This window comes from Thioalkalivibrio denitrificans, from assembly GCF_002000365.1.
GTDB lineage: Bacteria > Pseudomonadota > Gammaproteobacteria > Ectothiorhodospirales > Ectothiorhodospiraceae > Thioalkalivibrio_A > Thioalkalivibrio_A denitrificans.
Window position 1 is genome coordinate 44,443 of sequence record NZ_MVBK01000057.1, and the last position, 26,052, is coordinate 70,494.

A 26,052-nucleotide genomic window follows, 5' to 3' on the forward strand; every position below is an offset into this window, starting at 1 on the left:
AGAACGAAGATGCGGATGACACAGATGCGGACGACGCCCCTCTTGGTGACTGTCGCGCTTGCGGGCATGTTGGTCATGGGTCTGGCCACGACTCCGGCCTTTGCCAAGGACTCCCTGTGGGCGGCCCTGGCCGAGGGCGGCAAGGTGGTGATGGTACGCCACACCGAGTCCGAGGAGGCGGAACCGGAACGGTCCCTGCATCTGGCCCACGGGGATTGCAGTGAGGAACAGAATCTCTCCGAGGAGGGGAGGGCGCAGGCGCGGGCCCTGGCGGACGCCATCCGGCAGCACGGGGTGCAGGTGGCGGAAGCCCTGACCGGCGAGTTCTGCCGTACCACGGAGACGGCGGAACTGGTCTTCGGCGGGGCCGAGACGTGGAACGCCCTTAACCTGCTTAATGTTTTGCCAGCCGACGAGGTGGATTTCCTGCTGGAAGACGTGCGTGACCGCATCGGCGATTTCCGCGGCCCCGGCAACCTGTTCATGGTCACCCACCGCCCGAACATCAACATGCTCACCTTCCAGAACGTGGAGGCGGGCAGCCTGGTGATCCTTCAGCCCGACGGTACCGGCGGATTCGACGTGGTGGGTGAGATCCCACTGGAGTCGTATTATTGATTCGATAGTCCGCGAATGAACGCGAATCAACCCAACCTGATGGTCTGCAAAGCTAACCGCGAAGGGCGCGAAGGTATGCGCGAAGGACGCAAGGGGTATTTTGAAACGAGATTGTCCTCGCGTCCTTTGCGCATACCTTCGCGCCCTTCGCGTTAAGGCTTTTGATTCTCCATTTGCGTTGATTCGCGCACCGATTCTTCCCGGGCCACCGTCACCGCTTTCCTGCTGCTGCAATACTGGACATCAGTTCAATACTTCTTGTAGCATTGAAACATGGATCAGACAGCAGCCATCGGGATGCTCGAGTCCCTGTCCTCGCCGGTGCGCCTGGACATCTTTCGGTTGCTGGTGCGCCAGGGTCCGGAGGGCATGGTGGCGGGTGACATCGCCACGACCCTCGATGTGCCGCCGACCAATCTGTCCTTCCATCTCAAGACCCTGACCCGTGCCGGTCTGCTGACCGTGACGCAGGAAGGGCGATTCCAGCGCTACCGGGCAAACCTTCCGGCGATGCTCGACCTGGTGGCCTACCTCACCGAAGAGTGCTGCGCCGGTCATCCGGAGCAATGCATCGACGTCCCCGCACTGTCCGGCTGCCAGGACGTGACCCCGACCCGATCCCCTCATACCCGCGAGTCCTGAAGCCATGAATGTTCTGTTTCTCTGCACGGGCAATTCGTGTCGCTCGATCCTGGCCGAGGCGGTGTTCAACCACCTGGCGCCGCCGGGATGGCGGGCCATGAGTGCCGGCAGCCGGCCGACCGGTTTCGTCCATCCCCGCAGTCTGGCCCTGCTGCAACGGGAGGGTGTCTCCACGGAAGGCCTGCACAGCAAGTCCTGGGATGATCTCCCCGAGACCCCCGACGTGGTGATCACCGTATGCGGAAGTGCCGCCGGGGAGACCTGCCCCGCCTATCTGGCCTCGGCGACCCGTGCCCACTGGGGCGTCGAGGATCCCGCCAAGGCCACGGGCAGCGAGGCCGAGATCGAGGCGGCTTTCGAACAGGCTTATCGGATCCTGCGCCGGCGCATCGAGGCTTTGCTGGAGCAGCCTCTGGATGCACTTGAGGGGGACCCGCAACACCTGAAACCGGAACTGGACCGCATCGGTGGGCTGGGGGACGCATGAGCGCATCAACTGCCGCCCATCGGTTCCCGGCCATCCGCCCATGACAGCCATGCAAGAGGACAGCGAGATCTTCCCGGCCCAGGGCATGGGTTTCTTCGAGCGCTACCTGACCGTGTGGGTGGCCCTGTGCATCATCGCCGGGGTGACGCTCGGACAGTTCCTGCCCGTGGTTCCCGAGACCCTGGCGCGCTGGGAATATGCCTCGGTGTCCATCCCGGTGGCGATCCTCATCTGGGCCATGATCTATCCCATGATGGTGCAGATCGACTTCTCCGCCATCCTGGGCGTGCGCCGGGAACCGAAGGGGCTGGCGGTCACCACCACGGTCAACTGGCTGATCAAGCCCTTCACCATGTTCGTCATCGCCTGGTTCTTCCTCATGGTGGTGTTCTCGCCATGGATCCCCGAGGACCTGGGCCGCGAATACCTGGCGGGCGCCATTCTGCTCGGGGCCGCGCCCTGTACTGCCATGGTGTTCGTGTGGAGCTACCTGACGCGCGGCGATGCCGCCTACACCCTTGTGCAGGTGGCGGTGAACGACATCATCATGTTGTTTGCCTTCGCGCCCATCGTGGTGCTGCTGCTGGGCATGTCGAACATCGTGGTGCCCTGGGACACGGTGGCGTTGTCCGTCCTGCTGTACATCGTCATCCCGTTCTCGGCCGGATACCTGACGCGGGTGGTACTCATCCGGCGCAAGGGCGTCGAGTGGTTCGACAACGTGTTTCTGAAGCGCCTGGCGCCGGTCACACCCATCGGCCTCCTGGTCACCCTCGTGCTGTTGTTCGCCTTCCAGGGCGAGACCATCCTGAACAACCCGCTGCACATCCTGCTGATCTCGGTGCCGCTCACCATCCAGACCTTCCTGATCTTCTATATTGCCTACCGTTGGGCAAAGGCCTGGAAGGTACGTCATGCGGTGGCAGCGCCGGGCGCCATGATCGGTGCCAGCAACTTCTTCGAACTGGCGGTGGCGGCGGCGATTGCCATGTTCGGTCTGCAGTCGGGTGCGGCACTGGCCACGGTGGTGGGCGTGCTGGTGGAGGTGCCCCTGATGCTGGCGCTGGTGCGCATCGCCAACCGCACGCGGCACTGGTTTCCCGCGCACGAGGCGCCCCAGCCGGGATGAGCATATGAACCGGGAGCCGAGCATGTTTGAACATATCCTGGTGGCCGTGGACTTTTCTCCGAGTTGGGAACGCCTCAAGGCACAGCTTGACCGGTTGAGGGTCCTGGGTTGTCGCAGGCTGACGCTGGTGCACGTGATCGCCTCCGGTTACACGCAGGCACCGGAATTAACTCACCGCGATCACTATCAGCAGCGCCTCGATCAGGTCGCGGAGTCATTGCGTGAACGAGACTTCGAAGTGGAGACCGAGGTCTGTGTAGGGCTGGTGGCGGCCGAGCTCAGGCGCGCGGCGCGTGAACGGGAGGCCGGTGTGATTCTGGCAGGCAGCCACGGCCATCGCATACTGCGGGATCTGCTGCTTGGCAGTACCGTGCTGGATCTGGCCCGCCAGGCTGACCGGCCGCTGTTGCTGGCCCCCACCGATGAATCCGTGGTGTTGCCCGGTACGCGCGTGTGCCGGCCGCTGCTGGCGACCGACGGATCCGCCGCCGCAGCCGGTGCCGAGGCCGCGTTCCTGGATCTGCTGTCTCTCTGCCAGCCGGGTCTTGTCGTGTCGGTGGGACGGTGGGCCGAGCACTCCGGACACGACGACGAGCAGGCGCGCATACAGGCCCATGTGGCCGAACTGGCCGAACGGGTGCCCGCGGGGGCATTCGAGACCCTGCTGCCCGGCAAGGGCAGGCCCGCGGAGGAGATCGCCCGGGTGGCGGAGGAGCGGGCTGCCGATCTCATCATTGTCGGCAAGCGCGGCCACAATCCCATGGTGGACCTGCTGCTGGGCAATACCGCGGAGGCAGTGTGCCGCAACGCCCGCAGACTCGTGCTGCTGGTGCCGGATATGACCTGAGGCAAGGATCGGCACGGACGAAACGGGTAGATTGTCATATTGCCACGCGGGCCCGCTCATCGGACGCCCGATGCGTGCCCGGTTTGCGGAACGGTCGCGGTGATGTCGTGCTGCAGGCCGGGGTGAACAACGCGAACCCCAACAGCCCGGGCCTTTCCTGGCCGACGCCCTCTGGGGTTCGTCCCTTATTCCACTCTTCACGTGGGGATGGCTTTTTCTGACACGCTCCCTGTCCCTGCTTTCAGAGGTATAGCGCATGTTCTTGAAGTGTTTGAGTCCTGTCCTGCTCCTGCTGGTCCTGATGGCGCATCCGGCCCTGGCAGATCGCCCCGATTTCCTGGTGGACGCCGAGTGGCTCGAGGCGCGCCATGACGACCCGAACCTGGTCCTGCTCGAGGTGCGCTATTATCCCCATCGCTACTACACCGTGGGCCACATTCCCGGCGCGCAACAGGTGCAGCGCTTCAAGGACCTGCACGACCATGAAACCCCCATCGGTCGCTTTCCCGGCCGCGAGGCCTTCGAGGCTACACTGCGTTCCTGGGGTGTGAACGACGATTCGCTGGTGGTCATCTACGATGATTCGCGCACCGCGCTGGCGTCGCGCCTGTATTTCCTGATGGCGCTGTTCGGCTTCGACATGGAGCGCGTCAAAGTCATGGAGGGCGGCACGATCGAGTGGGAGGCCTTCAATCCCATGTCCACGGAGGCCCCGCAGGTGACACCTGGGACGGTGACGCTGTCCGAACCCCGCAGTGAGCTGATCGTCGAGTGGACGGAGGTCTATGACCGTGTCTACTCGCGCCGCGACCCTTCCGTGGTGCTGCTGGATCTGCGCCCGGTGCCACAATACACGGGAGAGGTGATCAACGGCGCGGTGCGCGGCGGCCACATTCCCGGGGCGATCAACATCGTCAGCCTGGACGCCACCGACGGCATCGCCCAGACCTGGCATGGCATGCCCGACGTGGGGCGTATGTACCGGGAGATTCCGCGGGAAAGCACCATCTACGCCTACTGTCACGACGGTTACCGCTCCACCCTGGCCTACATGCAGCTCAAGGCCTTGGGATATGAGGACGTTCGGGTCATGAACGGCGGATGGGCCCAGTGGGGCAATGAACTCTCATTGCCCGTGGTGGAGGGGCCGGAGCCGCTGGATCCCGCCCATTTTCCATGACCGTGGAGTCCGTCCCGCCGCATTCAGGTTATGTAGGTTGGGGTGAGCAAGGCGAACCCCAACAAGGGTGATCGGGATGCCCCGGCACGTTGGGGTTCGCGTCGCTCACCCCAACCTACCACTGATGTGAATCACAGGGTTTCTTTGCGTGCTTCGTGTCTTGGCGAGAGATCCTGTGACGTGGTTGAGGTCGTCCCTCCTCGCGGCCTAAGGCGCCCCGCCTTCGATGACCCGACGCTGCCGGATCTCTTCCGCAGTCGCCGGCCGGACTTCCCGGACGGTGATCTCGAAGTGAAGGGTCATGCCGGCAAGGGGGTGGTTGCCGTCCACCACGGCACCGTCCTCGGTGAGTTCCACGATGCGCAGCGGGAAACGGCGTCCGTCACCGTCGCGTTCCGTGGTGCTCAGCATCATGCCCTCCCTGAGCGTGCCCTCGGGGAGGTTTGTGCGAGGCGCCGTGAAAACCAATCTGGGATCGCGTTGGCCATAACCCGCCTCCGGGGGCACGGTGACGGCGCGGATATCGCCCGGCCGGGCATCCTCCAGGGTCCTCTCCAGTGTTTCCAGGATTTGCCCGTAGCCGTGGAGATAGACCATGGCTCCCTCGTGTTCTTCTCCGGGGGTTCCGGTATCGCTCTCCGTGGTCAGTCGGTATTGCGCGCGGACCACGGTGTCCTTCTGAGTCTTCATTGACGGCGGACGCTGTCCGGCAGCCGCGGGCTCATCGGTGTCAGGCCCATCTCGTACGCGCGGCAGGCGGGGCACAGGGCGAGATGGTCGGTGGTCAGGCCGCGCCGGGCCAATGTCTCGGCCATGGCGGCGATATCGGCGGCAGGCATGAATTCGGCGCCGCAACGCCGGCAGGCCACCTGGTCAACCGGCTGCGGCATGAGGAGTCTCCTCGGCGATGGCGGGGCCGGGCCAGCGGGTCCAGGCCTCGAGATCGCTGCGAACCGCGTCCAGGGTCATGCCCGCCAGATGACGGTAGGGGGCGGGCAAGCCGTACTCGCTTTCCGCCTGACGCATCCTGTCGATGAACTGCGGCAACCAGGCGCCCACATAGTGGAACTCGAAGGCAGCCGTTTCCCGCACCAGGGCCGCGGCCGCTTCGGAATCACCGCCGCGCAACGCCTCGGCGGCCCGGCTCAACAGAAAGCCGACGAACTGAAGCTGCAGGGCCAGGTGGTCGGGAAGGTCCTTGAACGCCTTGTCCTTCTCCAGGCCATGGCGCAGGTAGAAATCCTCGATGGCGGCCACGCTCCTGCCCATCAGGGCCCCGTCCAGGTGAATGCCGGCGTTGATGGCGGCCGGGAAGGGCGGGGCGAGAAAGAGACGGCTGTAGAGGCGCTTCAGTCCCCCCGGGCGCAGGGAGGCCGCCAGGGCCTCGTCGGCGAACAGGGCGGGATTACCCCGTTCGGTGAAGTCGAGGTGGTCGTTCAGGGCCTCCAGGTCCTGGGGCAGGGTGCCCACCATTGCCTCCTCGGTCTCGACCTCCATGGGGGGGAGAAACGCGTGGCCCAGGCAGAGATGGAGTTCGGCGCGGGCCTCGATCTCGGAAGGATCGGGAATGCGACGATCCTGATTTTCGGGGTTCACCATGTTCCTCTCCGTGAATGGATACCGGCATAAAGGGGTACGGACAAGGGAGGGGCCGGGGGCATACCCCGGCCCCTCAATTCCGCCCGATCGTCGGAACCGTGAAGCATGCTGAGCTATGCACCCGCCCCGGCCGTCGCCGCCCGGGAGGTCTCGGGCGCGGCGGTGGTGACCGGGCTGTCGGAGAGGTTGAAATACTTCTCACCCAACACGTAGAGGACGAAGATCATCGCCGCGCCCATGAAGGTGAGACTCCATTCCGCCGCCGAAGGTGTGTAATGAATGATGTCCCAGGCCCAGGTCCCCTTGAACAGCGGGATCACCTGGCCGCCCACCACGAAGAAGTAGCGTTCGGCGAACAGCCCCGCGAACACCAGCACCGAGCACAGCACCTGGACGCCGGACTGCACCCGCAGATTCGGCGAGAGCAGCAGCAGGAAGGGCAGAAGCAGTCCGCCCCACAGCGACAGGTGATAGACCGGCGAGGCCAGGATGTAGTCGGACCACACCAGGCTGACCTCCGGCATGTTGCTGTAGAGTCCCGTGACCATGCGTACCAGGACGAACAGCAGGGTGACGCCGAGCAGTGCCGCGAAGAGCACCGGGAGGTTGCCCGTCAGCAGCCGCTGCAGCGGCTCCGGCATGGCCTCGCGTTTGAAGCCGTAGGCCAGGTACGTGTAGAAGACCAGGGCGGCCATGCCGCTGGCAATGCCGGTCAGGTAGAAATAGATGGGCAGCGAGCCGTCGAACCAGAACGGGCGCATGCTCATCATGCCGAAGATCAGCGCCAGGTTGCCGCTGGCCAGCAGCACGCCCAGGAAGGAGGCGATGCCGATCTGCCTGGCGGCCTTGCTGTCCCAGTCCTTGCCCTCCAGGCGCTGGAACTTCCACATCAGGAAGAGCAGGTCCAGCAGGTAGAGCACACCCATCCAGAACATGGCCGACTGGACCTGCATGCCGAACGGAATCGCCCAGAGCATGCGGAAGGTGTGGCCGAGCTCCATGGCCAGCACCGCCATGCCCGAAACGAGCACGATGAACGCCAGGAATATGCAGCGCTTGGCGATGGGGTAGTAGGCCTTGACCCGGAAGACCAGCGGGATCGCCGCCAGCAGGCCGAGCCCCGACGAGGCGAGGGCGAAGTACAGATAGGTGGAAATGGGCTGGCCCCAGGGCACGTTGGAAGAGGCATTGAAGGCCGCGTGGCCATGGGTGGCAAGGCTCGAAGCCGCGTAGCCGAAGCTGGCCACCATCACCAGCAGGGAAATCACCAGCAGCCCCGTGCCGGCGCCGCCTTTCATCACGTTACCGTCGTTCATGATCGTCTCTCCCCCTGTCAGGAGCGCTCACGGCGCTGGAATGCGGGAACGCCGGCGCCGGCGCCCAGGTAATAGACCTGCGGGCGGTTGCCGGTCTCGTCCCGGAGCCGCACGCCGCGCTTGTTGCCGATGAGCCGGTTGACGTTGCTCTGCGGGTTGTCCAGATCGCCGAAGTAGCGCGCCTTCGGCGGGCAGGTGCGCACGCAGGCCGGCACGAACTCCACGAGTTCCGGGTCGTCCTCGTCCAGGTCGGCAACGCCTTCGGGTGCCTTGCTGACCCGGTGGTAGCAGAAGGTGCACTTGGAGACCACGCCCTTGGGTTGGACGCCGATGCCCCGCCGCCAGTCCTCGTCCGGGCCCTGGTAGGGCGGGCTCCAGAGCTGGCCGTTCTCGCCGGGGAAGATGTTCTTCAGGTCAGGCTCCACCAGCGGCTTCTCGTCGGCGTAGAAACGCACCCCGTACGGACAGGCGATCATGCAGTACTTGCAGCCGATACACTTGTTCCAGTCCACGAACACGATGCCGCCGGCGTTCATGTCCTTGTAGGTGGCGCGTGTCGGGCACACGTGCACGCAGGAAGGGTCCTCGCATTGCATGCAGGGGCGTGGCAGCCACTTCATCTGGCCGCTCGGATACTCGCCTTCGCTGTAAAAGAGCACGTCCTGCCAGTTCTCACCCGGGAGGGTGTTGTTCTCCATGCCGCACGCCGTGGTGCAGGCCTGACAGCCCGTGCACTTGTCCAGGTCAATAACCATTCCCCACTTAGCCATAGCTCAATCTCTCCTCGACAGTCCGGTTCAGGCCCGCTCCAGATCCACCTTGCCGGTGTAGTAGCAGGCAAGGCCGGAGATGGGGTCGGATACGTTGGCGGTGATCTCGTTGGGGTTGCCGGGTGTCCGGTCGCGGCCCTGCCCGGTGGCCCAGCGCCCCTGTGCCCAGTGGCCGTGTTCGTAGGGCAGGACGATGGTGTCCGGGCGGTGCTGCGGCACGAACCGGACATAGGCCTCGATGGTGCCGAGATCCGAGCGGATGCGGACCCGGTCGCCGTCCCGGATGCCCCGATCGCGCGCCGTTTGCGGATGCACCTCCAGGTAGGTGCGGTCGTTTCCGCCGACGATGGGCTGCTGGATCGCGATGGCGTGCGGGATGTTGCCGGATCGGCCTTCCGCCGTGAGCGGTGTCTTGGGCGTGACGAAATGCAGGGGCCGGTTGCCGCCCGTGTGTTTCGGTTCCACCCACTGGGGGTAGCCCACACGGGCCGACGGAATGCCGAGTTCACGCTGGATGTAGTCGGCGTGGCCCTCAAGGTGGGAAGACTTGAATTCGAACTTCCCGGAAGCGGTCTTGATCAGCTTCTCCTTGACCTCCTCCTCGCTCATCACCCGGTTGTAGCCTTCACCGTCCCATTCGTAGAACACACCCCGGTGCTGGCGCCAGTGATAGGGCTTCCTGTACCAGACGCCCTTCTCCTTCCAGCTCTCGAAGTCATTGACGCCGTTGTCGCCCGGGTTGTCGGCAAACCCCCGGGCAATGTGGCGGAGCAGGTTCTCGACGCTGTCGATACGCCGGTAGTACTCGCCGGTGGGGCCCTCGATACGCTTGCCGATCTCGATCATCATGTTGCCGAACTCGGTGGTGTCGTAGATCGGATCGATGGCCGGGACCCGCAGGGCGGTCATCGGCCAGCCCTCGAAGGGATAGGTGGGCGAATCCTGCAGCCGCTCCAGGTAGGTGGACTCCGGCAGCACGATGTCGGCGAACATGGCGGTCTCGCCCGGGAACGGGGAGGTGTCGATGACGAAAATCTCGCTCAGCATCTTCTCCCACTCGGGGGCGTCCGGTGCCGTCCAGATGGGGTTGGTGGAGAAGAACATGGCCATCTTCAGCTTGTAGGGGTCGCCCGCGTTATGGTTGCGGGCGGACTCCTGCATCATGTGGGCGGTGAACGGCCAGCGCTCCGTGCGGGCCATGTCGATACGCGGGTACTTGCCCCTCATTTCGTTGGCAATGTCGTCCATGTAATCGGCGGGATTGGCGGGGCCGGGCCCGTAGGACGGGCCCATCTGGTAGAACAGGCCGCCTTTCGCGAACATGCAACCGGACAGTGCATTGAGGGCATGGATCGCCATGCCGTTGTAGACGCCGTTGGTGTGGGCCGTGGGGCCGCGCTCCATGATGGCCATGGCCGGGCGCGTGGTGCCGAACTCGCGCGCCACCTCGATGATCTCCCGCGCCGGGACCCCCGTAACGCTCTCGGCCCAACTCGGCGTGCGGTCCTTGAGTTCGTTGTTCCACCAGTCCACCAGGCCGTGGGTCCATTTCTCCTCGAACTCGAAGGCGCGCACCGTCTGGCCGGCGCGGAAGCGGTTGCGCCCGTCCCGGAAGTCGCCGACGAAATCCTTCTCCCACAGGCCTTCCGTGAGCATCAGGTGGGCGATGGCCAGGGCGATGGCGCCGTCGGTGCCGGGTTTGGTCATCAGGTAGCGGTCCGAGGCCGCCATGGTGGGATTCATGCGCACGTCGATGGTGGTGACCCGCGTCTTGGGGCTCTTGCTGCGCATGTGTCCCCAGTCCTGCATGATCTTGTTGTAGGGGCGGAAAGCCTCCAGGAACCCCGCGCCGAAGATCAGCATGCAGTTGGTGTTGCGATAGTCGTAGGCGTTGTATGAGTTGTTGCCGTCGGTGGCCGCCTTGGCGCGCTTGGAGCCCTCGGCGCACATGGACGCGTGGCCGATGGCGGAGTTGGGTGTCCCGATGAGCTGGCCCCAGGCGCCGTACAGACCGGCGTCGCTCGGACCCCAGCCGCGTCCGTAGAAGTGGGCGAACTTGTGGGACTCGCCGTTTTTGCGCAGTTCGTTAATGCGCCCGGCGATCTCGTCGTAGGCCTGCTCCCAGGTGATCGGCTCCCAGCCCGGATCCTCGTTGCGCCCCTTGCGCGGATTGGTGCGCCGCATGGGCCCCTTGAAGCGGTCCGGGTCGTAGAGGAAATAGGTACCCAGGTGCCCCTTGGGGCAGAGCTTGCCGTTGGCAATCGGATTGCCCGGGTCGCCGTAGATGGCATGGACCCGCCCGTTCGTGGTGTAGACGTTGATGCCGCAGCGTGCGGGACACTGGTGGCAGATGTTCTTGGTCACCCGAGTCTGCCCGCGGGCCTGTGCGCCGGCGGTCTTCGGTGTGGAGGTGGCGGCCGTGAATCCGACGAGTTTGGCCGCGCCCGCGCCCGCGACGCCGGCGGCGCCGCTGACCTGCAGAAAACGGCGGCGTGTCATGAGTGCCTTCAGGACATTCATACGCTTGCTCTCTCCTAGGGTTGCTGAGGATCGGCCGAGCGCTGGGTTCGACCAAACAGATGTTCAAACGTGGACGACATCAATGTCCGGTCCTTCGCACAGGCCGGGCAAAGGGATGAATCCGCCGCGTCGTGCGCGGCCTTGGGCGCCGCGAAGTCCCTGCGGCAACGTGCGCAGGTGCGGGTGCCATGGCGGGACAGGATGCGGATGCGAAACGGTTCGGTTGGGCACTCGCTGTTTTGAAGCCGCAGGGCCCGCTCCGGGCAGTTGCGTTCGCATTCCCCGCAGCCGATGCAGGTGGCCGGATCGAACTGGACGCCATGCTCATCGCCCGCCGCCCAGGCACTGAGCGCAGCCGTGGGGCAGGTGCTCGCGCACAGCGCGTGGTGACGGCAGCGCCCGTCGTCGATCTCGACCCGGTAAAGCAGTTCCACGGGAAGGTCCGGGTTCCCGTCGGCGGCCAAATCCCGAAGCTGTGTCAGGATGGCCACCCGTTCCGCCGGATGGATCCGGCGGGATCCGTCCGGGGTCGGCGGCTCGCCGGCTTGGTCGTGTCCGTCTTCGGGCCCTTGGGCGGCCATGGCCAACTGGCCTGCCAGTTGGCGCAGAAAGCCCCGGCGGTCCATGGGCCGGGACGCCGTGGGATCCGGGATGTCCTCAGGCATGTGGCGAAGCGGCAGGGGGCGGGATACATGGCGGATATGCCGGGACTCGGGCACGCCGATGGCGCTCAGCCAACGGTTCACGTCGCTGACCTGGGCCTGGGCGGGATGCGGGCAGCCCCCGGAGGCGCACTGGTTGCACCAGCCCCGATCCATTAGAACCACTGTGCGTTCCGGGTTCAGCCTGACCAGGGCGATCAACTGGCTGCGACTGAGGCCCCCCAGACAGGGCACACGCAACCCGCCCGCCAACCCGCCTGCACCCGGCACCTTGGCGCAATCCACCTCAAGGATCTCCCCTCCGCCATCGGGGAGCTCCGTGAGGAAACCAGGAACGGAGAGGGCCCGGGTGGGGCAGGACGCAGCGCAGCGGCCGCAGCCGGTGCAACCGTCGGCCAATTCGAGCCCGTGAGGTGTCACCTTCAGGATGCATACGGGGCAGGCGGCTTCGCATGCATGGCACCCTGTTGCCGGGAAGCGCACGCCGAGGCAGGCCATCTCATTGGCCCAGGGCCCGGTCCCTTCGGCAAGGCGCGAATAGGACGAAACGGGCTCGACTGTGGCGGTCACGGCCATCTGTCTGGCGTTCTCCCGTGCTCGGCGATTGATCGCTTGAGGGCGCCCGCAGCCCGTCACGGAATTGCAGGCCGCCCCTGTTCTTCCACCTCATGCCTGCACGCACTGTGCCAGAGGCGCAAAAACGCCACGGATCGTAGGGTCTGAGCCAAGGGGCCCCGAAATGTGGTTACCAAACGGTAACGGCGGGCGGGTCCTGGCTCAGTTGATGTTACGGATCGGTAACACACGGGATGTGCGTAGGTGGCGGGAATCGAGAGCCGATGCGGCGACCGGGTTCCGGACTCGCCCCAAGCTTTAGGGAGCGTTGATTTTCCCCGGTACCTGACAGGCACTAAACTGGTAGATTACTTAGGGGTTTTTTACGGACTCGGTAATCTGACCATGAATCGGAGGACGCTCCTGCGCGCCTTGGGCGCTGGTCTTGCGACAACGCTGCTGGGCCGCCCGGCGGGCGCCGACGCCGCGCCGTTGCGGATCGGCCTGACACCGGTGTTCCTGGACGATCAGACCGCCTTTCTCAATGAATGGCGGGACTACCTGGCGGCGCGCCTCGGGCGGCCCGTGGTCTTCGTGCAGCGCTCCAGCTACCGGGAAATCGTTGACGAGGTGATGGCGCACAGGCTCGATCTGGCCTGGGTGTGCGGCTACCCGTTCGTCCGGGAGCAGGCACGCATGCGCCTGCTGGCGGTGCCCCTCTACCTGGGGCGGCCCCTGTATCGCTCCTACCTCATTGTCTCCGGAGACGACGGGGTGTCCGCTTCCCTGGATGATCTGGAAGGGCGGATATTCGCCTTCTCTGATCCCAATTCGAATTCGGGCCATCTGTACACGCTGTATCAACTGCAGCAGCGCGGGGAGAACCCGGAACGCTTTTTTCGCCGGACGTTCTTTACCTGGTCCCACCGGCGGGTGGTGGAGGCCGTGGCCGTGGGTATGGCCGACGGTGGGGCGGTGGACGGCTACGTGTGGGACACGCTCTCACGGATCCATCCGGAGATCACCGGGCAGACTCGCGTGGTGGCCCGTTCCGAGACGTTCGGGTTCCCCCCGCTGGTGGCGTCCGTCTCGCTGTCACAGGCGGACTTCGATGCGGCACAGTCGGTGCTCATGGAGATGCCCCGGGACGAGGTCGGGGCGCGGCTGTTGCACAAGCTCAACCTGGACGGTTTTGTCGAAGGCGACGTGGCGCTCTTTGACGATATCGCCGAGATGGCACGCGCCACCGGCCGCCTCTGACCCGTGCTGCTGCGTAACCTCAGTTTCCGCTACAAGATCCCCCTGAGGGCCACGGTGCTCGTGTTGATTACCGCCGTGCTCATCACGGGTGCGATCCTGGCGCGGGAGTATGATCAGGTGCGCCGGGACCTGTTCGAGAACGCCGAGAGCATGGGCAGGCTGCTGTCCAACACGCTGGTTACACCCCTTCTGCACGATGACGTCTGGCGCGCCTACGAGATCATCGATTCCCCCTTCAAGGGGGAAGAGTCCGCGCTCGGTGCCGAACTCATCATGGTGCTGGACACGCAGCGGCGGGTCTATGTGTCCACGCAGCCGAGGAACTATCCCATGCTGGTGCCCCTCGATGAACTGGGTCCCGCCTATGCCGATCTGAACCGGGCGCTGGGGAATGCCCCGGACCTGACTCACCGTGCGGTCGATCTGCCGAACGCCGCCCAGTTTCACATGGTCGCGCCCATCGTGTTCGACGGCGTGCATCTGGGTACGCTGGTCATGGAGTACCCCAAGTCCCTGTTCATACCCCGGTTCGTCAGCATCGTGGGGCGGGCGGCACTGGTCACGCTGCTGGTGCTGGTGGTGCTGCTGCCCGTGTCCTGGTATTGGGGGCGACGCATGGCCGATCCGCTGGTCCGTCTGTCTGAGTGCATGGGGCGCGTCGGGCGCGAGATTCCCCTGGAGAGCGAATGTCGGCTCTACGAGTCAAAGGACGAGATCGGCCGTGCCGGAACGCAGCTCAAGCGCATGCTTTCCGAGCTGCGCCAGAAACAGGAACTGGAGCGCGGGGTCATGGCCTCCGAGCGTCTGGCGGCGGTGGGACGCCTGACGGCCAGCATTGCCCACGAGATCAACAATCCGCTGGGTGGCATGCTCAACGCCCTGAGCACCTATCGCCGCCACGGCAATCCGGACGCCGTCACCGCGCGCACCCTCTCGCTGCTGGAGCGCGGGTTGCTGCAGATCAAGGAAACGGTGGGTGCCCTGCTGGTGGAGGTCAGGCTCGAGGGTCACGCCCTCACACCCCAGGACCTCCATGATATCCACACCCTCGTCCTGCCGGACGTGCATGCCAAGTCGCTGGATCTTGTCTGGGATATCCAGGTGACACAGACCCTGGCGCTGCCCTCGACCCAGGTGCGCCAGATCCTGCTCAACCTGCTGCTCAATGCCATCCAGGCCAGCGAACCCGGGGGCAAGGTCAAGTGTCGACTGCGTCTGCGTGACGGGGGGTTGCTCATGGAGGTCAGGAATCGGGGTGTGCCGATCCCGCCCGAGCAAATGAACCGCCTGTTTGAACCTTTCTTCGGCGCTTCGGGCCGGGGTCATGGGCTGGGGTTGTGGGTCACCTACCAGTTGGTGCAGCAGATGGAAGGGCGGATTCACGTGCAGAGCACGCACGGGACGACCGAGTTTCGTGTGCACCTCCCCTTGCGTGATCAGGAGGCCGCATGACCGGTGTCCCGCGTCTGTGCCTGATCGAGGACGACCCCATCATGGGCGAATCCCTGTGCGATCGTTTCGAACTGGAAGGCTTCAGCGTGCAATGGCTGCAAAGCGTGGCCGAGGCCCGCCCGGCCCTTCAGCGGGGCGGGTGTGACGCGGTCATCAGCGACATCCGGCTGGCGGACGGGCAGGGTGATGCGCTGTTCCAGGAGATGATGGAAGCGGGCAGCGTCACGTGCCCCTGGCTGTTCATCACCGGCTACGGCGCGGTGGACCGGGCCGTGGCCCTGCTCAAGCTGGGCGCCACCGATTACATCACCAAGCCCTTCGATCTGGATGCCCTGGTTGAGAAACTCCGCGGGCTGATCGTGCAGGGCGGTGAGACGGGCGGTGCGCAGACGGCCCGGCTCGGGGTTTCTCCCGCCATGCGCCGGGTGGAATCGCTGCTTCCGCGCCTGGCCACCCAGGCCGGCACGGTACTGCTTACCGGTGAGTCGGGGGTGGGCAAGGAGGCCGTGGCCCGGGAACTGCATCGTCTGGACCCGGCCACCGCTGATCAGCCTTTCGTGGCGGTCAATTGCGGCGGGCTGACCGAGACCCTGCTGGAGGCGGAACTCTTCGGTCACGAAAAGGGCGCCTTCACCGGTGCCGTGCGCTCCCGGGCCGGTGTGTTCGAGCAGGCCCACGGAGGCACGCTGCTGCTGGACGAAGTGGGGGACATGCCCATGGTGATGCAGATCAAGCTGCTGCGCGCTATCCAGGACCGGCAGGTGGTGCGTGTCGGTGGCGATCGACCCATCCCCGTCAACCTGCGCCTGATCTGCGCCACCCACCGGGATCTCCTGCAGATGGTGCGGGAAGGCAGCTTCCGGGAGGACCTCTACTACCGCATCCACGTGATCCACGTGCGCATCCCTCCCTTGCGCGAGCGGCGCGAGGATATTCTGTGGCTGGCGGGCCGGTTCCTGGACGAGTATGCCCGGGCACGCAACGAGCCCCGCAAGCAACTCACTGCCGCCGCCGAGCAGGCGCTGCTGCGCCATCCCTGGCCCGGCAACATCCGCGAACTCAGGCACGCCATCGAGCGGGCCTGCATTCTGAGCACCGGGCCGCTGATCCAGGCAGAGACCGTGTTCGACGAGCCAGGGACGGAACCCGGGACCGAGCCCGACGAGCGGGGGCGCCTGACGCATTACCTCAAGGCCTGCGAGGCGGACTACATCCGCCGTGCCCTGGATCTGCACGACGGCCACATCGGCCATACCGCCGCGAACCTCGGCATCAGCCGGAAGAACCTCTGGGAGCGCATGAAGCGCCTTGGAATGTCTGATTAGTCCGTTGTCAGTGGTCCGTTGTCAGTTGTTGGAAACCCCTTTGACAGCCCCTCTGCCGGAATCAGACTCTGACAACTGACAACTGACAACTGACAACTGACAACTGACAACTGACTACGAACCACATGACTGATGTGAAGCCCACTCCTCGGGCGTATTGAGGTTCACGAATCCCTCGGGACAGTCGGAGAAATCCACTTCCACGTGCGGCTGGTCCCGCATCCAGCGGCCGACTGCCAGTCGTCCGGCGGCAATGTCGGCATCGAGGGTGGGCAGCAGGTCGCGGTGCACCAGTGCGAACAGGGGCTGGATGCGTTGGCCGTCGTGGGGCAGGGCGATGCGGGCGTTCGTTCCCCCGACCGCCCGCCATAATCGTGCGACCAGGTCTGCAGGCAGGTTTGGCGTGTCACAGGGTGCACATTGGACCCAGTCGGTGGTGGCCAGGCGCAGCACGGCGGCCATGCCGGCCAGTGGGCCCTGAAAGTCCGCATGGTGGTCGCCGACGACAGGGTAACCGAGCCCGGCATAGGCGGAGCTGTTTCGGTTGGCGTTGATGATGATCTGTCCAACCTGCGGCTTCAGCGCGCGAATGACATGCAGGATCATGGGTGTACCGGCCAGCGGCAGCAGGCCCTTGTCTTCTCCGCCCATGCGCGAGCCGCGCCCGCCCGCCAATACGGCACCGGTGATGTGGGACATTGAATGATTGGGGACAGACATGGTCACATGAGCCATACGCCCCGTTGCAGGTGCCACGGGGTACCCATTCTGGATGGAATGCTATGATAACCGGCATGTTCAGGCATCGACACGCAAGGAAGTTTCGCCTCTGGCTCTGGGGGGTTCTCGCGCTGCTGGGTGCAGGCCTCGCCCTGGGTGTGGGGGGCGAGGAAGAGGAGCGGCGCACCGCGGTGCTCCTGGAGATCTCCGGCGCCATCGGACCGGCCACCAGCGACTATGTGGTGCGCGGCATGCGGGAGGCCCGGGACCGCAATGCCGAGATCATTGTACTGCGCATGGACACGCCGGGCGGTCTGGACACCGCCATGCGTGAGATGATCAAGGAGATTCTGTCCTCACCGGTGCCCGTCGCCACCTACGTATATCCTGCCGGATCCCGTGCTGCCAGCGCGGGCACCTACATCCTCTATGCGAGCCATATCGCCGCCATGGCCCCGGCGACGAACCTGGGCTCGGCGACCCCGGTGCAGATCGGCGGCATGCCCGGCGTGCCGGAAGAGCCGGAGCGTGAGGATCGCAGCCGCGACAGGGACGACAAGAACGAGGAAGAACGGAATGAGGGCGATGCATCGGCCGAGGCGGACGAAGCGCAAGAGGAACGGCCCGCCGAGCCCCGGCGCGGCGAAACGCCCATGGAGCGCAAGGTGCTCGAGGATGCCGTGGCCTACATCCGCGGGCTGGCCGAGCGCCACGGCCGCAATGCCGACTGGGCCGAACAGGCGGTGCGCGAGGCCGTCAACCTGACTGCCACCGAGGCCCTGGAGAAGAACGTCATCGACGTGGTGGCGGAGAGCGTGGACGATCTGTTGCAGCAGATCCACGGTCGCACCGTGAAGATGGAGATCGGTGAGCGCACTCTGGATACCGAGAATCTGCAGCTGGTGGAGATCGAGCCGGACTGGCGCAGCCGTCTGCTGTCGGTGATCACCAACCCCAACATCGCCTACATCCTGATGATGGTGGGCATCTACGGCATCATTTTCGAGCTGGCCAATCCGGGCAACATCTTCCCGGGCGTGGTGGGCGTCATCTGCCTGGTGCTCGCGCTCTATGCCTTCCAGGTCCTGCCCATCAATTACGCGGGTCTGGCGCTGATTCTCGTCGGTATTGTGCTGATGATAGCGGAGGCCTTCATGCCCAGTTTCGGGGTATTGGGCTTCGGCGGCATCGCCGCATTCGTGATAGGGTCGATCATACTGATGGACGAAGCTACGCTGACAATCTCAATTCCGCTCATCGGTGGTGTGGCGCTGGTCTCAGCCCTGTTCTTCATCTGGGTCCTCACCCGGCTCGTGGGCATCCGAAGGCGCCAGGTGGTCACGGGCAAGGAGGAAATGATCGGTCTGGAAGGCACGGCCAAGGAGGACTTTTCGGGTAACAGGGGCCGTGTATGGCTGCACAGCGAGACCTGGTCCGCCGAGTCGCCAGTCCCCGTGTACGAGGGCGATTCGGTCAGAGTGACAGGAATGAAGGGGCTGCGGCTCGTGGTGGAGCCGGTGGCTGAAGAAACCGACACAAACAAAGGAGCTGCCACATGATTGCCTATCTGGTACCCGTGGCCCTGGTTGTGGGCCTGCTGATCATGTCCATCCGGATCCTTCCGGAGTATGAGCGCGGCGTGATCTTCTTCCTCGGCAGGTTCCAGGCGGTGAAAGGCCCGGGCCTGATCATCGTGATCCCGGGCATTCAACAGATGGTGCGTGTGGACCTGCGCATCATCACCCTGGACGTGCCCAGCCAGGACGTGATCTCCCAGGACAACGTCACCGTGCGGGTCAACGCGGTGCTCTACTTCCGGGTGATGGATTCCGCCAAGGCGATCATCCAGGTGGAGGACTACTACGCCGCCACCAGCCAGCTGGCCCAGACCACGCTGCGTTCGGTGCTGGGCAAGCACGATCTCGACGAGATGCTCTCCGAGCGCGACAAGCTCAACGCCGATATCCAGGAGATTCTCGATGCCCAGACCGACGCCTGGGGCATCAAGGTGACCAACGTCGAGATCAAGCACGTGGACCTCAACGAAAGCATGATCCGCGCCATTGCCCGCCAGGCCGAGGCCGAGCGTGAACGGCGCGCCAAGGTCATCCATGCGGAGGGCGAACTGCAGGCTGCGGAGAAGCTCTCCGAGGCCGCCGAGATCATCGCCCGCCACCCCGCGGCACTGCAGCTCCGTTACCTGCAGACCATGAACGACATGTCCAATAAGACCGGCTCCTCGTCCATCTTCTTCCCGCTGCCCATGGAATTGACGGAGATATTCAAGGCGCTCTCGTCGAAGTGAGAAGTGTGAAGTGTGAATTGAGAAGTTGGAAGGGAGCCATGTGAAGAGGAGCTTGAGAAGTCGGATTTGGATGTTTTCCCGCTTCCCAATTCCAACTTCCCACCTCCTTCGGAATGCCTGATATAACAGACGATCAGGAATTGGCCGACCTGTCGACACGAGCCATTGACGTCTTCCTGGACGCCATCTGGGCCGAGCACGGTCTGAGCGATCACACGCTTGCCGCCTACCGGGCGGACCTGAACGCCCTGGCCCGCTGGTTGCAGGGGCGAGGTGTCGCCGTGGAGCAGGCCGAACGGGCGGAACTCCTGGCCTACCTGTCCCATCGCGTGGCCGCCGGCGCGCGTCCGCGTTCCACGGCCCGCCTGCTGTCCAGCCTGCGCCGTTTCTACCGTCACCTGGTGCGCGAGGGCCGGCGCATGGATGACCCCACGGCCCGGATCGACTCGCCCAGGCTGGGTCGGCCGCTACCGGACACCCTGAGCGAGGCCGATGTGGAGGCGCTTCTTGCCGCACCGGCCGTGGAGGAGGGCCTCGGGTTGCGGGACCGCGCGATGCTGGAACTGATCTATGCAACCGGCCTGCGCGTCTCGGAGCTGGTTGGTCTCAAGGTGGACCAGGTCAATCTGCGTCATGGCGTCGTGCGCACTGTCGGCAAGGGCGGCAAGGAACGCCTGGTGCCCCTGGGCGAGGAGGCGTCGGCCTGGGTGAGCCGCTACCTTGCCGATGCCCGGCCCGCATTGCTGCGCGGTCGGGATGCCAGTGATGACCTCTTCGTCACCCGCCGCGGCGCCGCCATGACCCGCCAGGCCTTCTGGCACCTGATTCGCCGTTATGCCCACCAGGCGGGGATCAACAAACACCTTTCTCCCCACACGCTGCGCCATGCCTTCGCCACGCACCTTCTGAACCACGGCGCCGACCTGCGCGTGGTACAGATGCTGCTCGGCCACAGCGATCTCTCCACCACCCAGATCTACACCCACGTGGCGCGCGCGAGACTCAAGGAACTCCACGGACAGCACCACCCGCGCGGATGATCACCCGCAGGACCACTGACCACTGACCGCTGACCGCTGACCGCTGAATGCTGAATGCTGAATGCTGAAAGCTAAAGAACAAATGTAGCGACACGACGACGGACTGCACCCGTCCAGGCTTGTATCTCATATCTAATGGAATCTTTTGCACCATCGCGCGTCATAGACATGCGATACCCTGATTTCCTTACGCTCTTTCCGGACCCGACTTATGAAAATGACCCGACTCGTGTTCATGCCGGTGTTGCTGCTGGCCCTCTTGTCGCTGGCCGTGGCCGCATCCGAGAAGCACGTGCGCGAGCGCATGCAGATGCTGATCCCGGGGGCGGTGCCCGATGCCGTTGTTGAAACCCCGGTGGACGGTGTCTACGAAGTACGCTACGGCACGCAGATTCTGTACATGAGCGCGGACGGAAAGTACGTGTTCCAGGGCAATCTGGTGGATACCGAGACCCGTACCAACCTCACGGAAAGCAGCCGTACATTGGCCAGGCAACAGGTGGTTGCGGATCTGGACGAATCACGCATGGTCATCTACGGGGCCAATGGCGAGACCCGACATGTGGTGACCGTGTTCACCGACGCGGACTGCACGTTCTGCCGCCGCATGCACGCGGAAATGCCCGAGATCAACGATCTGGGTATCACCATCCGCTATCTGCTCTTCCCCCGCACGGGCGTGGACTCCCCCAGCTATCGCAAGGCGGTGAGCATCTGGTGCGCCGATGATCAGCATCACGCCATGGACGAGGCGAAGCTGGGACGCGAGATACCGGCGAAGAGCTGCGACAATCCTGTGCAGGAACACATGGCGCTGGGCGAGCAGCTGGGCGTGCAGGGCACCCCGGCCCTGGTCCTGGAAAATGGTCAGATGCTGCCCGGCTACCGCCCGGTGAATGAACTGGCTGCGATTCTGGAGCAGCTCAGCAAGAGATAAGGATGAAGGTTGAAGGATGAAGGATGAAGGCTGAATGGAAGCCAATTCCAACTCACCCTTCATGCTTTTCCCGTAGGAGCCCGGCCCTCCGGGCGAACATTCCCACGGAGTTTCGTTCGCCCGGAGGGCCGGGCTCCTACGGGGGAGCGTCCGGGTTAATTCAACCTTCAACCTTTTCAGTACAACAGGCTCACCATCTTCCTCCGGTATTCCTTCACCAGCGGGTGCTGCGCGCCGAGTAACTCGAAGGCGGCCAGCAGGCCTTTGTGGCCGGCATCGTCCCCGTACTTGCGGTGTTTCTGCATGAGGCGCAGGAGCAGGGGCAGCGCCGTCTCGTAATCCTCCGCGAGGATCTTCGCCGCGGCCACCCGGTGCATGGCTTCGGGGTTGTCGCCCGATTCCGCCGCCGCCTCCAGTTGCCCGAGTTCATCCCCCCGCGCCGCCACGCGGGCAAACCGGACCTGCGCCTCCAGGCGCCGCACGGCCTCGTCCTGGTGCAGGTCCATGGGCAGTGTCTTGAGGGTCTCGTCCGCTTCGTCCGCGCGCCCCAACGCCACCAGTGCCCGCGCGATGTCGATCTTGAGGGCCTGGTTGTCGGGATCGCTCTCGAACGCCGCCTGCAGACCGGCCAGAGCCCCCTCGGCATCGCCTGCGCGCAGCTTTTCCAGGGCGGCGCTGCGCAGATTGTCCGACTCACGGGGGAGGTGACGCTCCAGCAGAGTGCGGATGGCGGACTCGGGCTGAACGCCCATGAACTGGTCCACGGGCTTTCCATGGCGGAAGACCATCACCGTGGGCAGGCTGCGTATGCCGAACTGCGCGGCCAGCGCCTGCTGCTGATCGGAGTTCACCTTGGCCAGGATCACGCGCCCCGCAAAGTCCTCAACGATCTTCGCCAGCACCGGCATCAGTATCCGGCAGGGCTGGCACCAGTCCGCCCAGAAGTCCACCAGCACCGGCCGTTCCCGCGACCCCTCCAACACCACCTCGGTGAAGTTGCTCTGGGTGACGTCGATGATGAAAGGGGAATCGGGCATCGGGGGGGTTCCTCCTGGCTTGAGATGTAATGGGTCGATTCAGACAAGTTGGGATGGTTTGGGGATGATTCAAGATTCAATATTCAAGATTCAAAGGGAAGGTCCAGGACCAATCACAGAGCATCACCCCTTTGAATCTTGAATATTGAATCTTGAATCCGTTCACACCAGCACCCGGATGTGCGTAAACAGCAGCCTGCATTCCACCTCGCGTCCCGGCCAGAGGCGCCGGACGCCCTCCGCATACAGCACCATGGGTTCGGCGTAGGCCTGTGCCACCCGACGGGCCTGCTGCTCGTCGGCCACCCGGTGGGTCTTGTAGTCCACGAGGAGAATGTGTTCGGGCGTTACGCGGAGCCGATCGATGATGCCGTACACGGTACGGCCGTCCGGGGCCGTGTACTGCAGCGGCACTTCGCAGTAATCGAGACTCCGATCCCGGGGTTCGAACACGTCTGCGAGCGCCGGCGCGGCGAGAACGGCCCGTGCCTCGGCGAGCCAGTCTGCCAGTTCCGGGTGGGCAGGGTCCAGACGCAGTTCCAGGGCAAGCCTGCGTCGCAATGCATCGTCGTCATCGTCCGATCCCCCTGCCAGCCACTCGAGCAGGCGGTGAATGCCGATGCCCCGCAGACGGGCATCCTCGTCGCCGTCACCGGCCTCCCATGTGTCGGTGGCCGCCCGACTCGGGGCGATCTCCACCTCCGGTGCGCCGCAGGCAAGACGCGAAGCGAGTTCCGGAGGCACCGGTGCGGGCGGCGGCCGTTCCCTGACCGTCGCCGCCACCGGGGGCGGCGTGCCCACCTCGTGGGCCCAGGTGCCGTCGTCCATGAAGCGGCCCGGTACGGGCGCGGTTGCGGCCTCCGGGGCAAGGGCCTCGCGGATACGGGCATACCATCCGCCGTTGCTGCGACCGCTGGCCGAGATGATCAGCACCTGCCGGGCCCGGGTGAGCGCCACATAAAGCAGGTTGGCGTCCTCGCGATCCCGGATTTCCCGGACGCCGGCGGCGCGGGCCGCGGTGGTCCGGTCCAGGTCGGCGGCCCTGGGCAGCAACTGCATCAACCGGGGGCGGTCCGCCCCCGCGGGCCAGTCCACGAGGGTACCGTAGGCCTGCCTGTCCTGGGGCACGGCGGCCGCGTCGGCCAGAAAGACCACCGGGGCTTCCAGCCCCTTGGCGGCGTGGATGGTCATGATGCGCACGCGTTCGGCCGAGCCGCGCACCGGCGGGGTGTCCGGGGCGCCCTCGGCCTGATCGCGCAGGCCGCGCAGCCGGGCCAGAAAGTGCACCAGGCTCGGATAGCGGCCGCTGTCCACCTCCAGGGCCAGTTCCAGAAAGCGCACCAGGCTGGCCAGTACCGTGGGCACCCGGTCCGGGCGGCTGCCGGCTGCATAGCGGGCCAGCACATTGCCGTCCAGAAAGATGCGATCCAGGAGATCGTGCACCGGCAGGGCCCCGCTCCAGGTGCGCCACAGGGTCAGCTTTTCCGCGGCGCGTCTCAGGGGGTGCGTTTCAGGCAGGCCGGGTGCCAGTGCCTCCAGCCGCTCGTGCCAGGGTCCGCGCCCCGCCTCGGCGAGGCGTTCCAGTTCCTCGTGCCCGATACTGAACAGCGGTGAGCGCAGCACCTGGGCCAGGGCCAGATCGTCGTGGGGGGTGATCAGCACCCGCAGCAGGGCCTCAAGGTCCTGGATCTCCAGGTACTCCAGCAAGGCGCCCTTCGCCGCACTGAGGTAGGGGATCCCGGCATCGCGCAAGGCATCTTCGATGGCCTGCACGTGGGTTCGTCTGCGCACCAGGATGGTGATGTCCGCGTAACCCACGGGCCGCGCCGTCTCGCCATGGCCGACCACCAGCCCCTCGGCAACCATGGACCGGATGCGCGCCGCGATACGCGCTCCCTCCCGGGCATGCAGGGTCTCACCGGTGTCGGGGCGGGGGGTCGTGAGGGGGTTGCGCAGGCCCTCGAGGGGCGGCGTCTCGTCGGGGTCATCGGGCTCGATCAGGGGCCACACTTCCACGCGACCCCACAGGTCCTCGAGGTGGGTGCCGTGTTCCTGGAAGTCCTCCAGGGCGGATCGCAGGGACGGGGAGACCGTGAATACCCGGTTGACGAAATCCATCACCGCAGGGCTGGAGCGCCACGACCGGTCCAGGTGCTCCGGACTTCCGCCCAGGCGATCCCGGATCCACTCTGCCGCGATGACCTGCAGACGGGGGTCGGCCCGCCGGAAACTGTAGATGGACTGCTTGGTGTCGCCCACCAGAAACACGCTGCGCCCCTGGCGGTCGCCGTGGGCGGCCAGTTCCTCCAGCAACGGCAGGATCAGTCGCCACTGGGTGGGGTTGGTGTCCTGGAACTCGTCGATGAGCAGGTGTTCGATGCGGCTGTCGAGCCGGTACTGCACCCACAGGGCATGGTCGCCGTGATTGAGCAACCGGTAGGCGCGCCATTCGAGGTCGGTGAAGTCCAGGGTACGCAGTTCCGCCTTGATGTTGCCGTAATGCGCCAGGTAGCGCGTGCCGGCGGTCAGCCACGCCTCATTGAGCTGCAGGCTGTGCTGGCGCGCGAGCCGGTCCAGGGCGTCCAGGATGTGCTCGCACAGCTGCCCGTGCAGTTCCAGGAATCGCGCCTCGGCCTCGGGGCCGCCCAGGCGGCCCGCCCGCGCCTTGGTGGGGTTGCGCGTGCGCGGCGCGCCATCCTGTCGCAGCAGCGCGCGGCAGGCGGACTCGAATATGGCATGCGCCTCATTCCCGGCCAGGGCATCGGCCAGCGCCTGTCCAAGCGCGGCTTCCCGGGCGGTGTCCTTTCCCAGCAGGGCGGCGAACTCGGCCAGTTCGGCGCGGACCCGGTCGGTCAGGAAATCGGCACGGAAATCGGCGTCGGGGCTGACGTCCAGCGATTCCGCGATGCGGGAGCGGGCAAATTCCGCCGGGTGATCCTCATGTTCCGTCCATGCCCACCAGTCCTCCCGGTGGGTGAGGAAGCCATCCAGGGCCTTGCGTGCGCTGTCCACACCGTTGAGGGCGGTCAGCAGGTGTTCCAGTGCCCCGGCCAGTTCGCCATCAGGTGTCCGGGTGGCCTCGCTCACCAGGGCGTCCCAGGCTCGGTCCCGGATGTCGGCGGTGTTCTCGACCAGTTCGAAACCCGGCGGTACGTCGGCTTCCAGGGGAAACCGGGCCAGCAGATCCTGGCAGAAGGCATGGAAGGTGGTGGTCCTCACGGGGCGCTCGGCCAGCAGGGTGGTCTCGAAGAGCCGCCGGGCCCGTTCCCGTACGGCCGGTTCCACCGTCACCCCCATGCGTGCCAGTTCAGCGTCCAGGGCGTTGTCGTCCAGTGTCTGCCAGTGAAGCAGGCGTTCCGTGAGGCGGCTTTGCATCTCCCCGGCCGCCATGCGGGTAAAGGTGACCGCCAGGATGCCCTCCGCCCGGGCGCCCGCCAGCAGCAGGCGCAGGATGCGGGTCACCAGCAGGTAGGTCTTGCCGGAGCCGGCCGAGGCGAAGACGGAGATGTTGAGTTCGGGATCTGTAGCTGACATCAGTGGCAAGTGGCAAGTGGCAAGTGGCAAGGTAAAGATACAGCTTTTGGGGGTGTGGACCTACCTCAAGGGCCTTGTATCCTGTAGGGTATGTCGCCCATTATCTTGTATCTCCCG

At 65.2% G+C, this 26,052-nt stretch carries 23 protein-coding genes; 13 read left to right on the forward strand and 10 right to left on the reverse strand.

The window, feature by feature from the left end:
* Positions 1 to 15 precede the first annotated feature (15 nt).
* From B1C78_RS09935 to B1C78_RS09960, 6 genes are all read left to right on the forward strand, one after another.
* Positions 16 to 618 carry a histidine phosphatase family protein gene (locus tag B1C78_RS09935; protein ID WP_342745158.1) on the forward strand — a complete coding sequence of 201 codons (603 nt, stop codon included), beginning with the start codon at positions 16 to 18 and terminating at the stop codon, positions 616 to 618.
* A gap of 273 nt (positions 619 to 891) precedes the next feature.
* Positions 892 to 1,260 carry an ArsR/SmtB family transcription factor gene (locus B1C78_RS09940; RefSeq protein ID WP_077279008.1) on the forward strand — a complete coding sequence of 123 codons (369 nt, stop codon included), beginning with the start codon at positions 892 to 894 and terminating at the stop codon, positions 1,258 to 1,260.
* A 4-nt stretch (positions 1,261 to 1,264) separates the two neighbouring features.
* Complete coding sequence (locus B1C78_RS09945; RefSeq protein WP_077279009.1) at positions 1,265 to 1,747, forward strand: arsenate reductase ArsC; 483 nt, start codon at positions 1,265 to 1,267, stop codon at positions 1,745 to 1,747.
* A gap of 40 nt (positions 1,748 to 1,787) precedes the next feature.
* A complete protein-coding gene (gene arsB, locus B1C78_RS09950) occupies positions 1,788 to 2,876 on the forward strand; it encodes an ACR3 family arsenite efflux transporter (RefSeq protein ID WP_077279043.1) in 1,089 nt (362 codons plus the stop codon).
* A 22-nt stretch (positions 2,877 to 2,898) separates the two neighbouring features.
* Positions 2,899 to 3,723: a universal stress protein gene (locus B1C78_RS09955; protein WP_077279044.1), complete on the forward strand. Its 825-nt coding sequence runs from the start codon at positions 2,899 to 2,901 to the stop codon at positions 3,721 to 3,723.
* Positions 3,724 to 3,979: 256 nt separating this feature from the next.
* The gene (locus tag B1C78_RS09960; protein WP_077279010.1) at positions 3,980 to 4,903 is read left to right on the forward strand and encodes a sulfurtransferase; all 924 of its coding nucleotides are present in this window, start codon (positions 3,980 to 3,982) and stop codon (positions 4,901 to 4,903) included.
* Between the two features lie 207 nt (positions 4,904 to 5,110).
* On the opposite strand, the gene B1C78_RS09965 is transcribed toward B1C78_RS09960, so the two are convergent.
* The 7 genes from B1C78_RS09965 to B1C78_RS09995 form a co-directional block, all read right to left on the reverse strand.
* Positions 5,111 to 5,593 carry an FKBP-type peptidyl-prolyl cis-trans isomerase gene (locus B1C78_RS09965; protein WP_077279011.1) on the reverse strand — a complete coding sequence of 161 codons (483 nt, stop codon included), beginning with the start codon at positions 5,591 to 5,593 and terminating at the stop codon, positions 5,111 to 5,113.
* Positions 5,590 to 5,793 carry a hypothetical protein gene (locus tag B1C78_RS09970; RefSeq protein ID WP_077279012.1) on the reverse strand — a complete coding sequence of 68 codons (204 nt, stop codon included), beginning with the start codon at positions 5,791 to 5,793 and terminating at the stop codon, positions 5,590 to 5,592. Before B1C78_RS09970 ends, B1C78_RS09965 begins: the two co-directional genes overlap by 4 nt.
* Positions 5,777 to 6,502 carry a TorD/DmsD family molecular chaperone gene (locus B1C78_RS09975; protein ID WP_077279013.1) on the reverse strand — a complete coding sequence of 242 codons (726 nt, stop codon included), beginning with the start codon at positions 6,500 to 6,502 and terminating at the stop codon, positions 5,777 to 5,779. Before B1C78_RS09975 ends, B1C78_RS09970 begins: the two co-directional genes overlap by 17 nt.
* Before the next feature lie 113 nt (positions 6,503 to 6,615).
* Positions 6,616 to 7,818: an NrfD/PsrC family molybdoenzyme membrane anchor subunit gene (nrfD, locus tag B1C78_RS09980; protein WP_077279014.1), complete on the reverse strand. Its 1,203-nt coding sequence runs from the start codon at positions 7,816 to 7,818 to the stop codon at positions 6,616 to 6,618.
* Positions 7,819 to 7,835: 17 nt separating this feature from the next.
* Positions 7,836 to 8,588, reverse strand: coding sequence for a 4Fe-4S dicluster domain-containing protein (locus tag B1C78_RS09985; RefSeq protein WP_342745159.1), 753 nt, complete (start codon positions 8,586 to 8,588; stop codon positions 7,836 to 7,838).
* A 27-nt stretch (positions 8,589 to 8,615) separates the two neighbouring features.
* Positions 8,616 to 11,108: a molybdopterin-dependent oxidoreductase gene (locus B1C78_RS09990; protein WP_077279016.1), complete on the reverse strand. Its 2,493-nt coding sequence runs from the start codon at positions 11,106 to 11,108 to the stop codon at positions 8,616 to 8,618.
* 14 nt (positions 11,109 to 11,122) lie between these two features.
* The gene (locus B1C78_RS09995) at positions 11,123 to 12,346 is read right to left on the reverse strand and encodes a 4Fe-4S binding protein (RefSeq protein ID WP_077279017.1); all 1,224 of its coding nucleotides are present in this window, start codon (positions 12,344 to 12,346) and stop codon (positions 11,123 to 11,125) included.
* A 384-nt stretch (positions 12,347 to 12,730) separates the two neighbouring features.
* Here B1C78_RS09995 and B1C78_RS17630 point away from each other — a divergent pair, with 384 nt between their 5' ends.
* The 3 genes from B1C78_RS17630 to B1C78_RS10010 are packed head-to-tail and all read left to right on the forward strand — an operon-like array spanning position 12,731 to position 16,362.
* Entirely contained in the window at positions 12,731 to 13,585 is an 855-nt protein-coding gene (locus tag B1C78_RS17630; RefSeq protein WP_077279018.1) for a substrate-binding domain-containing protein, read from the forward strand.
* Positions 13,586 to 13,588: 3 nt separating this feature from the next.
* The gene (locus tag B1C78_RS17635) at positions 13,589 to 15,037 is read left to right on the forward strand and encodes a sensor histidine kinase (RefSeq protein WP_077279019.1); all 1,449 of its coding nucleotides are present in this window, start codon (positions 13,589 to 13,591) and stop codon (positions 15,035 to 15,037) included.
* On the forward strand, positions 15,034 to 16,362 hold the full coding sequence (locus B1C78_RS10010; protein WP_077279020.1) for a sigma-54-dependent transcriptional regulator: 1,329 nt from the start codon (positions 15,034 to 15,036) through the stop codon (positions 16,360 to 16,362). The genes B1C78_RS17635 and B1C78_RS10010 overlap by 4 nt, the downstream gene beginning before the upstream one ends.
* Before the next feature lie 114 nt (positions 16,363 to 16,476).
* Here the strand turns inward: B1C78_RS10010 and mobA are convergent, their stop codons facing one another.
* Positions 16,477 to 17,061, reverse strand: a complete 585-nt coding sequence (gene mobA, locus B1C78_RS10015) for a molybdenum cofactor guanylyltransferase MobA (RefSeq protein WP_077279021.1) — start codon at positions 17,059 to 17,061, stop codon at positions 16,477 to 16,479.
* A 95-nt stretch (positions 17,062 to 17,156) separates the two neighbouring features.
* Here mobA and B1C78_RS10020 point away from each other — a divergent pair, with 95 nt between their 5' ends.
* The 4 genes from B1C78_RS10020 (at position 17,157) to B1C78_RS10035 (ending at position 21,364) form a co-directional block, all read left to right on the forward strand.
* Positions 17,157 to 18,641, forward strand: coding sequence for an NfeD family protein (locus B1C78_RS10020; protein ID WP_245795392.1), 1,485 nt, complete (start codon positions 17,157 to 17,159; stop codon positions 18,639 to 18,641).
* On the forward strand, positions 18,638 to 19,387 hold the full coding sequence (locus B1C78_RS10025) for a slipin family protein (RefSeq protein WP_077279023.1): 750 nt from the start codon (positions 18,638 to 18,640) through the stop codon (positions 19,385 to 19,387). The genes B1C78_RS10020 and B1C78_RS10025 overlap by 4 nt, the downstream gene beginning before the upstream one ends.
* A gap of 113 nt (positions 19,388 to 19,500) precedes the next feature.
* Positions 19,501 to 20,427: a site-specific tyrosine recombinase XerD gene (xerD, locus tag B1C78_RS10030; RefSeq protein WP_077279024.1), complete on the forward strand. Its 927-nt coding sequence runs from the start codon at positions 19,501 to 19,503 to the stop codon at positions 20,425 to 20,427.
* A gap of 211 nt (positions 20,428 to 20,638) precedes the next feature.
* A complete protein-coding gene (locus B1C78_RS10035) occupies positions 20,639 to 21,364 on the forward strand; it encodes a DsbC family protein (protein WP_077279025.1) in 726 nt (241 codons plus the stop codon).
* Positions 21,365 to 21,540: 176 nt separating this feature from the next.
* Here B1C78_RS10035 and trxA read toward each other — a convergent pair whose 3' ends face one another.
* Positions 21,541 to 22,401 carry a thioredoxin gene (gene trxA / locus B1C78_RS10040; protein WP_077279026.1) on the reverse strand — a complete coding sequence of 287 codons (861 nt, stop codon included), beginning with the start codon at positions 22,399 to 22,401 and terminating at the stop codon, positions 21,541 to 21,543.
* 162 nt (positions 22,402 to 22,563) lie between these two features.
* Positions 22,564 to 25,935 carry a UvrD-helicase domain-containing protein gene (locus B1C78_RS10045; protein ID WP_077279027.1) on the reverse strand — a complete coding sequence of 1,124 codons (3,372 nt, stop codon included), beginning with the start codon at positions 25,933 to 25,935 and terminating at the stop codon, positions 22,564 to 22,566.
* Between the last annotated feature and the right edge of the window lie 117 nt (positions 25,936 to 26,052).

Bases quoted from the DNA above. Each gene is read 5' to 3' on its own strand.
- B1C78_RS09935 (WP_342745158.1), top strand. From the start codon at position 16: ATGACACAGATGCGGACGACGCCCCTCTTGGTGACTGTCGCGCTTGCG.
- B1C78_RS09940 (WP_077279008.1), top strand. From the start codon at position 892: ATGGATCAGACAGCAGCCATCGGGATGCTCGAGTCCCTGTCCTCGCCG.
- B1C78_RS09945 (WP_077279009.1), top strand. From the start codon at position 1,265: ATGAATGTTCTGTTTCTCTGCACGGGCAATTCGTGTCGCTCGATCCTG.
- arsB (WP_077279043.1), top strand. From the start codon at position 1,788: ATGACAGCCATGCAAGAGGACAGCGAGATCTTCCCGGCCCAGGGCATG.
- B1C78_RS09955 (WP_077279044.1), top strand. From the start codon at position 2,899: ATGTTTGAACATATCCTGGTGGCCGTGGACTTTTCTCCGAGTTGGGAA.
- B1C78_RS09960 (WP_077279010.1), top strand. From the start codon at position 3,980: ATGTTCTTGAAGTGTTTGAGTCCTGTCCTGCTCCTGCTGGTCCTGATG.
- B1C78_RS09965 (WP_077279011.1), bottom strand. From the start codon at position 5,593: ATGAAGACTCAGAAGGACACCGTGGTCCGCGCGCAATACCGACTGACC.
- B1C78_RS09970 (WP_077279012.1), bottom strand. From the start codon at position 5,793: ATGCCGCAGCCGGTTGACCAGGTGGCCTGCCGGCGTTGCGGCGCCGAA.
- B1C78_RS09975 (WP_077279013.1), bottom strand. From the start codon at position 6,502: ATGGTGAACCCCGAAAATCAGGATCGTCGCATTCCCGATCCTTCCGAG.
- nrfD (WP_077279014.1), bottom strand. From the start codon at position 7,818: ATGAACGACGGTAACGTGATGAAAGGCGGCGCCGGCACGGGGCTGCTG.
- B1C78_RS09985 (WP_342745159.1), bottom strand. From the start codon at position 8,588: ATGGCTAAGTGGGGAATGGTTATTGACCTGGACAAGTGCACGGGCTGT.
- B1C78_RS09990 (WP_077279016.1), bottom strand. From the start codon at position 11,108: ATGAATGTCCTGAAGGCACTCATGACACGCCGCCGTTTTCTGCAGGTC.
- B1C78_RS09995 (WP_077279017.1), bottom strand. From the start codon at position 12,346: ATGGCCGTGACCGCCACAGTCGAGCCCGTTTCGTCCTATTCGCGCCTT.
- B1C78_RS17630 (WP_077279018.1), top strand. From the start codon at position 12,731: ATGAATCGGAGGACGCTCCTGCGCGCCTTGGGCGCTGGTCTTGCGACA.
- B1C78_RS10010 (WP_077279020.1), top strand. From the start codon at position 15,034: ATGACCGGTGTCCCGCGTCTGTGCCTGATCGAGGACGACCCCATCATG.
- mobA (WP_077279021.1), bottom strand. From the start codon at position 17,061: ATGTCCCACATCACCGGTGCCGTATTGGCGGGCGGGCGCGGCTCGCGC.
- B1C78_RS10020 (WP_245795392.1), top strand. From the start codon at position 17,157: ATGTTCAGGCATCGACACGCAAGGAAGTTTCGCCTCTGGCTCTGGGGG.
- B1C78_RS10025 (WP_077279023.1), top strand. From the start codon at position 18,638: ATGATTGCCTATCTGGTACCCGTGGCCCTGGTTGTGGGCCTGCTGATC.
- xerD (WP_077279024.1), top strand. From the start codon at position 19,501: ATGCCTGATATAACAGACGATCAGGAATTGGCCGACCTGTCGACACGA.
- B1C78_RS10035 (WP_077279025.1), top strand. From the start codon at position 20,639: ATGAAAATGACCCGACTCGTGTTCATGCCGGTGTTGCTGCTGGCCCTC.
- trxA (WP_077279026.1), bottom strand. From the start codon at position 22,401: ATGCCCGATTCCCCTTTCATCATCGACGTCACCCAGAGCAACTTCACC.
- B1C78_RS10045 (WP_077279027.1), bottom strand. From the start codon at position 25,935: ATGTCAGCTACAGATCCCGAACTCAACATCTCCGTCTTCGCCTCGGCC.